Below are 11943 nucleotides of genomic sequence, written 5' to 3'. Positions count from 1 at the left end.
GTGCCGGTCAGTTGCGGTATTTGGGCAGTTCACGACGGCAGACTCACAGCTCGCTGTCGTCCGTTGTCTGATCGGCTGTCTGCTCGGCCACCGACAGCCGGTACAGCACGGTGATCAACCCGAAAATGAGCAGAGCGGCGAACAGATCGGACCACTGGAATGGATAGACTTCGCCATCGATTGAGAGCACCATGACGGTCTCGACGAGTGCGAAAAACAGGAAGAAGAGCCCGATGTACAGCCGGGCTGTCGAGCGATGCAGCTGGGTGCGGCGGACTTCCACCATGAGGCTCAACAACAGGACTGGCAGTACCTGTGCGAGGGTCGCGGCCGTCGGGCCGTCCATAACAGCGAAGTGAAGTCGACTCAGATCGGGCATGCTGGGCCACGCTAGCTGCCGGTAGCTGTGGAACCGCTGCCAGATGGTTACACCTCTACTACTGTTCCGTTACCGGCAGTACAAAACCTGGACCATGCCACTAGTTTCGGGCAGGACAGCCCGGATGCAGTCGAGAGAAAGAGACAACCGTGCTTACTGGATGTCAAGACCATCGGGCAACGAAGAACTGGTGGCGCATCGCTGGAGTGGTCGCCGTGGCGGGCACCCTGGCCCTGTCGGGCTGCAGCAGCAAGAACGACACCGGCGCAGGCCCGTCAACCGCAACCACCGCCGCCAAGGCACAAAAGGTCGACGAGATCGCGGCTACCGTTCCCGATGACATCAAGAAATCGGGCAAGTTGGTCGTTGGCGTGAATATCCCTTACGCGCCAAACGAATTCAAAGATCCCAGTGGCAAGATCGTCGGCTTCGACGTGGACCTGATGAACGCCATCGCCTCCACGCTCGGACTGACCGCCGACTACCGCGAAGCTGACTTCGCCAAGATCATCCCGTCGATCCAGGGCGGCACCTTCAACGTCGGCATGTCATCGTTCACCGACACCAAGGAGCGTCAGCAGTCGGTGGACTTCGTCGACTACTTCTCGGCGGGCATGCTCTGGGCGCAGCGTCCCGGCTCGCCGATCGACCCCAACAACGCGTGCGGCAAGAAGGTGGCGGTACAGGCGACCACCACCGAGGAAACCGACGAGCTGCCCGCTAAGAGCAAGGCGTGCACCGACGCCGGCAAACCCGCCATCGAGATCCTGAAGTTCGACGGTCAGGACGCCGCCACCAATGCCGTGGTGCTCGGGCAGGCCGACGCGATGTCGGCGGACTCACCGGTGACCGCGTACGCCATCAAGCAGAGCAACGGCAAGCTCGAGGCAGCCGGCGAGATCTTCGACTCGGCCCCGTACGGCTGGCCGGTCGCCAAGGGTTCGCCGCTGGCGGCCTCGCTGCAGAAGGCGCTGCAACACCTCATCGACACCGGCGACTACAAGACGATCGCCAGCAACTGGGGTGTCGAGGCGGGGATGATCGCCAAGCCGACCATCAACGGTGGGACCAGCTAAGCGATATGACTGTCGACGAGTCGGCCCCACCTGCCATCAACGCGGTACCACTTCGTCATCCCTGGCGGTGGGTGGGGGCGGCCGTCATCATCGTGCTGGTCGCGCTGTTCCTCTACGGCGCGGGCACCAACCCGGCGTACGGCTGGTCGACCTATCGCGACTACCTGTTCAACGACCGCATCATGCTCGGCGTGTTCAACACGCTGCAGCTGACGATCTACGCGATGGCAATCGGCATCGTGCTCGGCGTGGTGCTGTCGGTGATGCGCCTGTCGCCGAACCCGGTATTCGGTTCGGTGGCATGGGTTTTCCTGTGGATCTTCCGCGGCACACCGGTATACGTCCAGCTGGTGTTCTGGGGACTTATCCCGACGATCTACCAGAAGATCCAGCTCGGTATCCCGTTCGGCCCGACGTTCTTCCACCTTGATCTGCAGAACCTGTCGATTCCGTTCCTGCTGGCGGTCATCGGTCTGGGTCTCAACGAAGCCGCCTACATGGCCGAGATCATTCGGGCGGGAATCACTTCGGTGCCCGAAGGGCAGTCAGAGGCATCAACCGCCCTGGGCATGTCCTGGGGAATGACGATGCGCCGCACGGTGCTTCCCCAGGCCATGCGGGTCATCATCCCGCCGACCGGCAACGAGGTCATCAGCATGCTGAAGACCACCTCGCTGGTGACTGCCGTGCCTTACTCGTACGACCTCTACAGCATCGCCTCCCGGGAGATCGCCGCGCGAACCTTCGAGCCGGTCCCGATGCTGATGGTGGCCGCAACCTGGTACCTGGTGGTCACCAGCGTGCTGATGGTGGGGCAGTTCTACCTGGAGAAGTACTTCTCCCGCGGGATTTCCCGGCAGCTGACCTCCAAGCAGCTCGAGGCACTCGCGAAGGCGCAGACCGCTACGGAGGCAGGACACGTATGACAGCCGAACCCATGGTGCGCGCCGAGCGGGTGTGCAAGGACTTCGGGGCGTTGTCGGTGTTGAAGGGTGTGACCCTGACGGTGGACCGCGGCCAGGTGCTGGTGCTGGTCGGCCCGTCGGGCTCCGGGAAGTCGACCTTCCTGCGGTGCATCAACCACCTCGAGAATGTCAACGCGGGAAGGCTTTACGTCGACGGCGAGCTGATCGGTTACCGTGAGCGCAACGGCAAACTGTACGAGATGGCGCCGCGGGACGCGGCCAAACAACGCCGCGACATCGGGATGGTCTTCCAGCACTTCAACCTGTTCCCGCACCGCACGGCGCTGGCCAACATCCTCGAATCCCCGGTGCACGTCAAGCGGGTCAAGAAGGCGGCTGCCGTAGAGCGGGCCCGTGACCTGCTCAACCAGGTGGGCATGTCGGACAAGGCCGACGCCTATCCGGCACAGCTGTCCGGCGGCCAACAACAACGGGTGGCCATCGCCCGCGCGCTGGCGATGGACCCCAAGCTGATGCTGTTCGACGAACCGACCTCGGCGCTGGACCCCGAGCTCGTCGGCGAGGTGCTGGGTGTGATGAAAAAGCTGGCCAGCGAGGGTATGACGATGATCGTCGTGACCCACGAGATGGGTTTCGCCCGCGAGGTCGCCGACCAGTTGGTGTTCATGGACGGCGGCGTAATCGTCGAAAGTGGCCCGCCCCGGGACGTCCTGAGCAACCCCCAGCACGACCGCACCAAGGCCTTCCTGTCGAAAGTCATGTAGCTCAGCGTGCAGACCAGCGCGGACCCCACGACGCCGCTGTGGCGCGCGGCGCAGGTGTTCCGGTTGCTCAGCTACGGCTATGCCGGCTACTTCCAGCTCACCCGCATCGGCGAACTGGAACGGCCAGCGCTGGGCTGGGTGTTCTTCGGTGTGCTCAGCGTGTGGACCCTGACGTGCGCGGTGGCCTATCTGCAAGGTTTCGGGCGCCGCGCGAGTTGGGTGATCGCTGAGATCGTTGTCGTGGTGGCCCTGATGCTGTCCACCGAGTTGGTGGCCTCCGATCAATGGGTGGCCGACAATCAGTCGTTGGCGACGACGTTGTGGGCCACCAATGCGACGGTCTCGGCCGCGGTGCTGCTCGGCCCGGTCGGCGGAATGGCGGCCGGTGTAGCCGTGATGGCCGCCTCGGCGGTGATGAAGGGCCAGATCAACCTCGACGTCGGCCGCAACGCCTCGGTCGTCATCGAACTGGCGGTGGGCCTGGCGGTTGGTATGGCCGCCCAGACCGCACGGCGTGCGCACGCCGAACTGGAACGCGCGGTGCGCCTTTCGGCGGCGTTGGAGGAGCGGGAACGTCTCTCGCGGCAGGTGCACGACGGCGTGGTGCAGGTGCTGGCGCTGATGGCCAAGAAGGGCCCCGAATGGGGAAGTGAGGCAACCGAACTCGCCAGCGTGGCCGGGGAGCAGGAGCGCGCGCTGCGCCGCCTGATCTCCAGTGCCGGTCCCGAGGATACCTCCGGTGCGGTCGATCTGCGGATGCTGCTCTCCCGCAGGGAATCCGACCGGGTATCGCTGAGCCTGCCCGGCACCGCCGTACTGTTGGATTCCGCGACGGCCGCCGAGTTGGACGCGGCGGTGGGCAATGCGCTGGACAACGTGGTTGCGCATGCCGGTCCACGCGCCCGCGCCTTCGTTCTCGTCGAGGATCTCGGCGATGCGGTCACGGTCACGGTTCGCGACGATGGCGTTGGCATCCCCGCCGGCCGGCTCGAACAGGCCGCCGGAGAGGGGCGGGTGGGAATATCGAAATCGATTGTGGGACGGCTGCACTCGCTGGGCGGCACCGCGACGTTGTCGACCGATTCCTGCGGAACCGAGTGGGAACTGACTGTGCCGAGGGGGACCGGTGGCGGCTGAGCCGACGACGGTGATGGTGGTCGATGACCATCCGATCTGGCGGGACGCCGTCGCCCGCGACCTCGCTGACGACGGTTTCGACGTGGTCGCGACGGCCGACGGGGTGGCCTCGGCCCGCCGTCGCGCGGCGGTGGTGCGCCCGGCCGTTGTGCTGATGGACATGCGCCTTGGTGACGGTGACGGCGCGCAAGCCACGGCGCAGGTGCTGGAGGTATCGCCGTCCTCGCGGGTGCTGGTGCTGTCGGCCTCCGGTGAGCGCGACGATGTGTTGGAAGCGGTGAAGGCGGGTGCCATCGGCTACCTGGTGAAGAGCGCGTCGCGGGCCGAACTGGCCGAGGCGGTGCGGGCCACCGCTGCCGGGCGGGCGGTGTTCACCCCAGGTCTGGCCGGCCTGGTGCTGGGGGAGTACCGCCGGATGGCGAAGAGTCCCGATGGCCCCGCCGCCAGCCTGACCGAGCGTGAGACCGAGATCTTGCGGCATGTGGCAAAGGGGCTGACCGCCAAGCAGATTGCGGCCAAACTCTCGCTGAGCCACCGCACCGTGGAGAACCACGTGCAGGCAACCTTCGGCAAACTCCAGGTTGCCAACCGCGTCGAGCTGGCCCGCTACGCGATCGAACACGGGCTCGACAAAGAGCAGTGATCGGGTAGTACTACTCATCCGCGGGGCACCGGTGTGCTTCACGATCGGTCTCATGAACGATCCGCAGCGCGCTGTGCTGGCCCGGCTGTCCCAGGAATTCGCCGCCATGTCGGCGCAGATGGCCCGGATTTCGGCGACCCTGAACCAACTGGATCTCACGCCTGCGCAGCCCTATTGGCCGCCGCAGCCACCGCCGCAGTACGCGCCGCCGCAGTACGCGCCGCCGCGGCCGGCGGCGGTTGCTGCGGGGGACCCGGATCGGGGCTGGATCGGCAAGGCACTGGCGGTGGCCGGTGTCGGCGTCACCCTGATCGGGGTGGTGCTGCTGCTGGTACTCGCGGCGCAGGCCGGCCTGCTGAGACCGGAACTGCGGGTGGCCGTCGGTGGCGTGTTCGGGGCGGCCCTGGTCGGGATCGGCATTCGCCTACACGCTCGCCCGGGCGGGCGAGTCGGTGCGATAGCGCTGAGCGCCACCGGTATTGCTGCGCTCTACCTGGACGTCATGGCGGTCACGACGCTCTACCACTGGGTGGCGGCGCCGGTCGCGCTGGTGATCGGTGCGGTCGTCGGCGGCGGTGGGTTGAGCCTGGCCCGGCGTTGGGGTTCCGAGCAGCTCGCCGTACTGGTTCTGGTGCCGCTGGTGGTGCTCGCCCCGGTCATCACCGACGGGGTGACACTGCTGCTCATCGGGTTCATGATCGCGCTGTCGGCTGCGGCACTGTTGGTTCAGATCGGCCGGGACTGGCTGTGGATGCACGCCGCACGCACTGCGGCGGTGACGCTGCCCTTGGTGGTTGCACTGGTGGCCGCCCACTTCGAGTCGGCGGTGGACGCCCGGCTGCTGGGCGCGGCCACCGGGGTCGCCGCGCTGCTGAGCGTGATCAGCGCATTGCTGCTGCTTCCGTCGTCAGCCAATCGCGCCGGGATGGCGATCGTGACCGTCGGTGGCGTGGTGCCGGTGCTGGCCGCCGGGATCGCGGTAGACCGGTGGCTCGCGGCGCTGCTGGCCGCCGCGGTTGCGGTGTGCTTGCTGGCGATCGTGCTGATCGCCGATCGGGTGCCCGGCGTCGTGGGGGTGGTGGCCCAGGTGTGGTCGGCGGCGTCGGCCGCGGCCGCGTTGGTGGCGATCACGGTGGCCTTCGACGGTGAGGTCGCCGCGCCGCTTCTGCTGGCGCTGGGTGCCGTGGTCGCCGTTGCGGGCCGTCGCGATCTCGTTGCTCGTTGGGCTGCAACAGGATTGGGCTTCGTGGGCGCCGTGGTGTTCTTCGTCTACGCGCCCGATATCCTCTCCGACGGCTGGCATCTGACGGTCCCGTCGGCGGTCACGACGCTCGGCGGCAGCGCTGTGCTGGTTGCCTGGGCCGGCGCCGTCGACTGGGCTTTCCGTCTCGGCTGGGTGGGCGCCGCTCTGGTGTCGGTCTATGCGCTGACGGTGTTCACTGTGACCGCCGGCGTGCTGATCGGCGGGCCCGCGAACGGGTTCTTGGCCGGACATATGGCGGCCACGATCTGCTGGATCGGGTTGGCGGCGGGACTGTTCGTCGCCGCGCTGCGAATTCGGCGACCCGAGCTGCGGGCCGCACCGATCGCCGGCGGGCTGGTGTTGACCTCGGCGGCGATGGCCAAGCTGTTCCTGTTCGACCTGGGCACCCTCGACGGCATCTTCCGGGTGGTGGCCTTCATCGTGGTCGGGTTGGTGCTGCTGGCCATGGGCACCGGCTACGCGCGCAGCCTGGCCGCCAGACGTGACGAAAGCGACAGCGAACCGCGGCAGGAAATGCCCCTCGCCCCGTGTTGAACCAGCTAGCCGGTTGGACTTTCGACCCGCCCAGACTCTTCCTGGGCGGGTCGAACGGCGTCCGGGGCCGGCGCGGGTCGGCGACTCACCAGGTACCAGGTGTGCATGACGCCCTTGCCTTTGACGTCGACGTCGCCGCGCTCCTCGAGAACGAAGACGTCCCGGAGACGTTCGTAGAGATCCTGGGGCACCTGGATGTGGCCCTCGAGGTCGGTGGTCTCCATCCGGGAGGCGACGTTGACCGCGTCGCCCCAGACGTCGTAGAAGAACCGGCGCGCCCCGACCACCCCGGCCACCACCGGGCCGGCGGCCATGCCCATCCGCAACGGCACCGGCTGCCCGTTGGGGTCGCGCAGGTCGCGCACGGCCTTGGCCATGTCCAGGGCCAGGTTCGCCAATGCCTCGGCGTGGTCGTCCCTGGGCTGGGGAACCCCGCTGACCACCATGTAGGAGTCGCCGGTGGTCTTGATCTTCTCCAGGCCGTGCTTGTCGACCAGGCGGTCGAAGGTGGTGTACAGCCGATCGAGGAATCGGACCAGCTCGGCAGGCGGAATCTGGCTGGCCCGTTCGGTGAAACCGGCGATGTCGGCGAACAGGATCGAGGCGTCGTCGAAGCGGTCGGCGATCACGCCACGGGCCGGATCCTTCAGCCGCGCGGCGATGCTGGCGGGCAGGATGTTGGCCAGCAGCGCCTCGGAGCGCAGGTATTCGAACTCCATTGCCGCCTCGGCCCGGGACACTTCACGCATCGCGTACCAGACCGTCGCGAACACCATCACGCACGCGGACACCGTGGTGATGACAAAGCCGGCATTGACCAGCCAGCGTGGCTGGATCCCGGTGTCACCGGGTACCAGGAACTGCGACGCGATGGTCAGCCCGGCGCCGACCGCGACGACCGTCGACGCCAGCACGACGTGCTCGACGCCGAGCACCAGCACCGCCAGCGACGCCGACACCAGGTAATAGAACTGGATGCCAGAGTCGGTTCCGACCTGCCAGCCGACGATCGTCAGCGACAGGAAGGCGAAGAAGACGAACGCCAGCGCGGCCAGGATCTCGCCGAAGCGGTGCAGCAGCGGAATCACGCCGAAGATGGCTGCGGTGCCCAGATTGACCAGCCCGATGGCCACCAGGTGCTCGCCGGTGACGAACTGCAGGATCCCCACCACGGCGGTGACGACCGCGGCCATCGCCGCCGCGATGTTGAGCACCCGCTGCCGACGCGAGATGGACTCGGCCCAATGCAGGTTGCGGGCCGGCGCCCGGCGCTGCATACGCTCACAGTCCGCGCGCTGGTTCGGGCCGTCCGACGGCACCGACCCAGCGCATTTCCGCAGGCTGCCCACAATCGCAGCCTATCGGTTGGCCGCGAGCACCGAGAGGAGTTCGAATCCGACGTGCGCGGCGGCGATGCCGGTCATCTCCGCGTGGTCGTAGGCCGGGGCCACCTCGACGATGTCGGCGCCGACGATGTCCAGGCCCACCAGCCCGCGCAGGGTGTTGAGCAGTTCGCGTGAAGTCAACCCGCCGGCCTCGGGTGTTCCGGTGCCCGGAGCATGGGCCGGATCGAGCACGTCGATGTCGATCGACACGTACACCGGACCGCCATCAAGGCGCTTACGCATGCGCTCGACAATGCTTGCGACACCGTCGAATTCGTAATCGTCGGAGCGAATGACCTGAAAGCCCAACACAGAATCCTGCTCCAGGTCGGTCTTGCTGTACAGCGGGCCGCGGATGCCCATGTGCAACGAGCGCTCCATGTCGATCAGCCCTTCCTCGCTGGCCCGCCGAAAAGGGGTGCCGTGGGTATACGGCGCGCCGAAGTAGGTGTCCCAGGTGTCGAGGTGGGCGTCGAAATGCAGCACGGCCACCGGCCCGTGATCGCGCGCCAGCGAGCGCAGAATCGGCAGTGCGATGGTGTGGTCACCGCCGATCGTCAGCACGGTGGACCCGTCCTTGCGCAGGTCGGTGATCGCGGTGTCGATCGTGGCGATCGCCTCATCGATGTTGAAGGGGTTCACCGCGATATCGCCGCAGTCGGCCACCTGCTGGGTGGCGAACGGTTCCACCCCGAGTGCGGGGTTGAACGGGCGCAACAGTTTGGAGGCCGCCCGCACGTGTGCGGGCCCGAATCGGGCGCCCGGCCGGTAGGTCACCCCGCTATCGAACGGCACGCCGACGATCCGGACGTCGGCGTCGGGCACCTCGGAGAGCCGCGGCAGCCGGGCAAACGTCGACGGCTCGGTGTAGCGGGGGTACTTGGTCGCGTCGACCTGACCGACGATGTCGGATGCCATGTTTTCTCCCTCTGCCGAGCCGTTGCGGCGAGGCTAGCCTGCTGGTGTGACCCGCATTGCCTGCGCGCAGCTCGCACCGACCATCGGGGCGGTGGCTGACAACATCGAGCTGTCCTCGGATGCCATCGCCGACGCTGTCGCGCAGGGTGCCGATGTCGTGGTGCTGCCCGAGCTGGCGACCTCCGGCTACATGTTCGCCGATGCCGACGAAGCCCGCTCGGCAGCGTTGCATCCCAGCGGTCCCGCGTTCGACGCCTGGCGGTCGGCCGCCGGCGAGGCCGTCGTCGTCGGCGGGTTCTGCGAGCTCGGCGATGACGGACTGCTCTACAACAGTGCGGTGGCGCTGGACCGTGACGGGGTGATCGCCGTCTACCGCAAGACACATCTGTGGGATCGAGAGAAGCTGATCTTCACCCGCGGAGCGGAGTTGCCGTCGGTGCTGGCGACCCGGCATGGGGTGATCGCGGTGATGGTCTGCTACGACCTCGAATTCGGCGAGGTGACCAGGCGGGTCGCACTCGAAGGCGCCGAGCTGATCGCCGCACCGGTCAACTGGCCGCTCTTTCCTCGTCCCGAGGGCGAGCGGCCCGGCGAGATGATCACCGCGATGTCCACCGCGCGGCTCAACCGGGTCGTCATGACGGTGTGCGACCGGGCCGGGGTGGAGCGCGGACAGCCGTGGACCGAGGGGAGCGTGATCATCGATCCCGACGGCTGGGTGATTGCCGAGGCCGGTCCGGGCCCAGCGCTCGCGATCGCCGACGTCGACCTGTCCCGCACGCACGACAAGACGCTGACGGAGTATGTCGACTTGTTCTCGGATCGACGTGTCGACCTGTACTGAGAAAGGTTTGCCTGGGTGGCCGAACGGGTGGACGTGGCGGTCACCGGCCTCAGGGGTGGATCAGGATTGAACGGCTAACGCCCATCCCGATTGCTTTTGTCGTATGATTTCAGCAAAATACGAGGTAAGTACTCACAGTGATCGTCCAGCCCCGCGGGGCCGTTGGTAAATCAGCCGAACCAGCAAACCAGGATGATCCCAACAGTCGGCACACACAGATAGGAAACGCTATGAGCTATGGTCGCCTGACCCGCCAGATCGCACTCTTTGCTGGCGGCGCCGCGATCGTCGGGATGGGGGCGTTGACCGCCTGCAGCTCGAACGCCAAGGAAAGCCCGTCAACGACCACCACGACCACCACTCCGTCTTCTGCGGTGACGCCGTCGCCGACCGAGAAAGCCGTGTCGCCGGGTGGTCCCAACTCGTTCTCGCCCACGGTCAACCCGGCACCCCCGGGACCGGTCTGCAAGGAAACCATCGGCAACGACTGCGTCCGCTGACCTGCTCGGCTAAGCCGCCCAGCCAATGCTGGGCGGCTTAGCCGGCAGTCAGTACCGCGGGACGACAGGCCGGCCGGCAGGCATCGCCGAGACGGCGCAACTGCTGCGAAACTGGTGGTGGGCTGGCGAATCGGGGTGAGTGAGCACATCCCCGACAGCGAGAATCCAACCCCCGACATGATGTCGGGGGTTATTTTTGGTGCCCGCGGTGAGATTCGAACGCACACTGCGCGGGCCGCTCAGCACTCGCCCTGACATGACATTGGCAGGAAATGCGATGCCGACCCCCTGGGAGCTCACCGGCTCGATCTCGCGCCGCATCTCACTGACCAGAATCCGTGTCTGATTAAGTTGACGAATGCGTTAATAACGCTATAGTCACAGCGAAGACACGGGGGTATCACATCATGCGCACAGTTAGGGCCGCGGCGGCCGGGGTCGTCGCCACGTCACTTTCGCTAACGTCAATAGTATTGGCAACGCCGGCGCATGCCATCCCCCCGAATTGCCAAGCGGTCCCATGGGGTTTCCTGGGCACTCAGGTCAGGCAGATTTGTGACAGCCCCATTCGTGCAGATGGGTCGTGGATACGACACCGGATCGAAGGTTACCCAGCTCACTACGAAAACCCGAGTAGTAGTTGCTCGGGCGGCGTGTACTACAGCAACTGCACGTACTATCCCGGCGGCAACGTCGCAGAGCGTGACACCGACGACGAGTACTACCCGGTGACCCCGGACACGGTGCTGCCTGATGAGCCGGGCCACCTCGGTTAACCCCTCAGTTCGCGTTGACCCGCTCGCTCGGGTCGTATGGCTTGGTCGAAACGGCAGCGGAAGGTGACAACATCGAATGCCCAGTGAATCCGATGGCGCGCCTCCCGGTTGGTATCCAGCGCCGCAGGGCGGTCAACGTTATTGGGACGGGGAGCGGTGGCTGGCGCTTCCCGAGCCTGACGATGCCACTCCGTTTCCGGCCGAGGCCACCGGCTCTGCGGAGAAGCCCGCCACCAACAAGAAGAAGCTCGTCATCGTCATCGCCTGTGTCGCAACGCTAATCGTTCTCGCTGGGGCTGGGGTTGCAGCTCTGGTCTGGAAGAACAACCACGACACCCAGATGCGAAACGACGCAAGCGCAGCGGCATCATCCAAAGCCGCCGCTGACAAGGCCGCTGCTGATCAAGCTCAAGCCGATCAGGTCCGACGCGATACCGAGGCAAAGCGTGCTCAACGCGCTGCGGCTGTAAAGGACCTCGAGGCGTCCATAACGACGCTGGCGCAGAAGCACATCAACGGTGGTTTATTCGACGGGCCGGTGTTGTCCGTGTCATGCGATCCGGTCGGTGGCGGATCGACCGATGACCTGACCGCCAGGACCACAATCTTCGAATGCTTCGCTGCAACACGGGACAATGGCGACGGGACGTTGAGCGGTCACAAATACCACGCGACCATGAATTGGGATACGGGCGAATACACCTATGGTCTTGGCGACCGGTGACAACGGCCAAAGCGCAGCTATCACTGTAGGTCGACAAAGGCGCCAGGATCCAATGTGCGTACTCGCTGGTGTG

13 protein-coding genes are annotated in these 11943 nt (G+C 66.1%); 10 read left to right on the top strand and 3 right to left on the bottom strand.

Going from position 1 to position 11943, the window contains the following annotated elements:
• Positions 1-43: 43 nt before the first annotated feature.
• Entirely contained in the window at positions 44-379 is a 336-nt protein-coding gene (locus G6N38_RS27995; protein ID WP_163751345.1) for a hypothetical protein, read from the bottom strand.
• 149 nt (positions 380-528) lie between these two features.
• Between G6N38_RS27995 and G6N38_RS27990 the strand changes: the two genes are divergently transcribed.
• The 6 genes from G6N38_RS27990 to G6N38_RS27965 are packed head-to-tail and all read left to right on the top strand — an operon-like array spanning position 529 to position 6723.
• Positions 529-1455 (top strand): ABC transporter substrate-binding protein, encoded by a 927-nt coding sequence (locus G6N38_RS27990; RefSeq protein WP_163751344.1) that lies wholly within the window; start codon positions 529-531, stop codon positions 1453-1455.
• Between the two features lie 5 nt (positions 1456-1460).
• Positions 1461-2381, top strand: a complete 921-nt coding sequence (locus G6N38_RS27985; RefSeq protein WP_163751343.1) for an amino acid ABC transporter permease — start codon at positions 1461-1463, stop codon at positions 2379-2381.
• An 11-nt stretch (positions 2382-2392) separates the two neighbouring features.
• Positions 2393-3145: an amino acid ABC transporter ATP-binding protein gene (locus G6N38_RS27980; RefSeq protein WP_163752504.1), complete on the top strand. Its 753-nt coding sequence runs from the start codon at positions 2393-2395 to the stop codon at positions 3143-3145.
• 6 nt (positions 3146-3151) lie between these two features.
• Positions 3152-4282 (top strand): MacS family sensor histidine kinase, encoded by a 1131-nt coding sequence (gene macS / locus G6N38_RS27975; RefSeq protein ID WP_179968455.1) that lies wholly within the window; start codon positions 3152-3154, stop codon positions 4280-4282.
• A 13-nt stretch (positions 4283-4295) separates the two neighbouring features.
• On the top strand, positions 4296-4925 hold the full coding sequence (locus G6N38_RS27970) for a response regulator (protein ID WP_179968603.1): 630 nt from the start codon (positions 4296-4298) through the stop codon (positions 4923-4925).
• A gap of 52 nt (positions 4926-4977) precedes the next feature.
• Positions 4978-6723: a DUF2339 domain-containing protein gene (locus tag G6N38_RS27965; protein ID WP_163751341.1), complete on the top strand. Its 1746-nt coding sequence runs from the start codon at positions 4978-4980 to the stop codon at positions 6721-6723.
• Between the two features lie 5 nt (positions 6724-6728).
• Here G6N38_RS27965 and G6N38_RS27960 read toward each other — a convergent pair whose 3' ends face one another.
• Together G6N38_RS27960 and speB are read right to left on the bottom strand one after the other, a co-directional pair.
• The gene (locus G6N38_RS27960; protein WP_246227481.1) at positions 6729-8000 is read right to left on the bottom strand and encodes an adenylate/guanylate cyclase domain-containing protein; all 1272 of its coding nucleotides are present in this window, start codon (positions 7998-8000) and stop codon (positions 6729-6731) included.
• Positions 8001-8081: 81 nt separating this feature from the next.
• Positions 8082-9026, bottom strand: coding sequence for an agmatinase (gene speB / locus G6N38_RS27955; RefSeq protein ID WP_163751339.1), 945 nt, complete (start codon positions 9024-9026; stop codon positions 8082-8084).
• Positions 9027-9072: 46 nt separating this feature from the next.
• Between speB and G6N38_RS27950 the strand changes: the two genes are divergently transcribed.
• The 4 genes from G6N38_RS27950 to G6N38_RS27935 all read left to right on the top strand — a co-directional run bounded on the left by G6N38_RS27950 (position 9073) and on the right by G6N38_RS27935 (position 11870).
• Entirely contained in the window at positions 9073-9870 is a 798-nt protein-coding gene (locus G6N38_RS27950; RefSeq protein WP_163751338.1) for a nitrilase-related carbon-nitrogen hydrolase, read from the top strand.
• A 230-nt stretch (positions 9871-10100) separates the two neighbouring features.
• Positions 10101-10370, top strand: a complete 270-nt coding sequence (locus G6N38_RS27945; RefSeq protein WP_163751337.1) for a hypothetical protein — start codon at positions 10101-10103, stop codon at positions 10368-10370.
• A 407-nt stretch (positions 10371-10777) separates the two neighbouring features.
• Complete coding sequence (locus G6N38_RS31300; protein ID WP_425563441.1) at positions 10778-11146, top strand: CDGP domain-containing protein; 369 nt, start codon at positions 10778-10780, stop codon at positions 11144-11146.
• A 76-nt stretch (positions 11147-11222) separates the two neighbouring features.
• Positions 11223-11870, top strand: a complete 648-nt coding sequence (locus G6N38_RS27935) for a DUF2510 domain-containing protein (protein ID WP_163751336.1) — start codon at positions 11223-11225, stop codon at positions 11868-11870.
• The last annotated feature ends 73 nt before the right edge of the window (positions 11871-11943 follow it).

The sequence above is a fragment of the Mycolicibacterium helvum genome (assembly GCF_010731895.1).
GTDB lineage: Bacteria > Actinomycetota > Actinomycetes > Mycobacteriales > Mycobacteriaceae > Mycobacterium > Mycobacterium helvum.
Note: the sequence above shows the minus strand (reverse complement) of the source record. Positions and strands in the feature narration are given on the sequence as shown.

What these genes read in the sequence shown, in the direction of transcription:
- G6N38_RS27995 (WP_163751345.1), bottom strand. Translation starts at nt 379, where the DNA reads ATGCCCGATCTGAGTCGACTTCACTTCGCTGTTATGGACGGCCCGACG.
- G6N38_RS27985 (WP_163751343.1), top strand. Translation starts at nt 1,461, where the DNA reads ATGACTGTCGACGAGTCGGCCCCACCTGCCATCAACGCGGTACCACTT.
- G6N38_RS27980 (WP_163752504.1), top strand. Translation starts at nt 2,393, where the DNA reads ATGGTGCGCGCCGAGCGGGTGTGCAAGGACTTCGGGGCGTTGTCGGTG.
- G6N38_RS27970 (WP_179968603.1), top strand. Translation starts at nt 4,296, where the DNA reads ATGGTGGTCGATGACCATCCGATCTGGCGGGACGCCGTCGCCCGCGAC.
- G6N38_RS27965 (WP_163751341.1), top strand. Translation starts at nt 4,978, where the DNA reads ATGAACGATCCGCAGCGCGCTGTGCTGGCCCGGCTGTCCCAGGAATTC.
- G6N38_RS27960 (WP_246227481.1), bottom strand. Translation starts at nt 8,000, where the DNA reads ATGCAGCGCCGGGCGCCGGCCCGCAACCTGCATTGGGCCGAGTCCATC.
- speB (WP_163751339.1), bottom strand. Translation starts at nt 9,026, where the DNA reads ATGGCATCCGACATCGTCGGTCAGGTCGACGCGACCAAGTACCCCCGC.
- G6N38_RS27945 (WP_163751337.1), top strand. Translation starts at nt 10,101, where the DNA reads ATGAGCTATGGTCGCCTGACCCGCCAGATCGCACTCTTTGCTGGCGGC.
- G6N38_RS31300 (WP_425563441.1), top strand. Translation starts at nt 10,778, where the DNA reads ATGCGCACAGTTAGGGCCGCGGCGGCCGGGGTCGTCGCCACGTCACTT.
- G6N38_RS27935 (WP_163751336.1), top strand. Translation starts at nt 11,223, where the DNA reads ATGCCCAGTGAATCCGATGGCGCGCCTCCCGGTTGGTATCCAGCGCCG.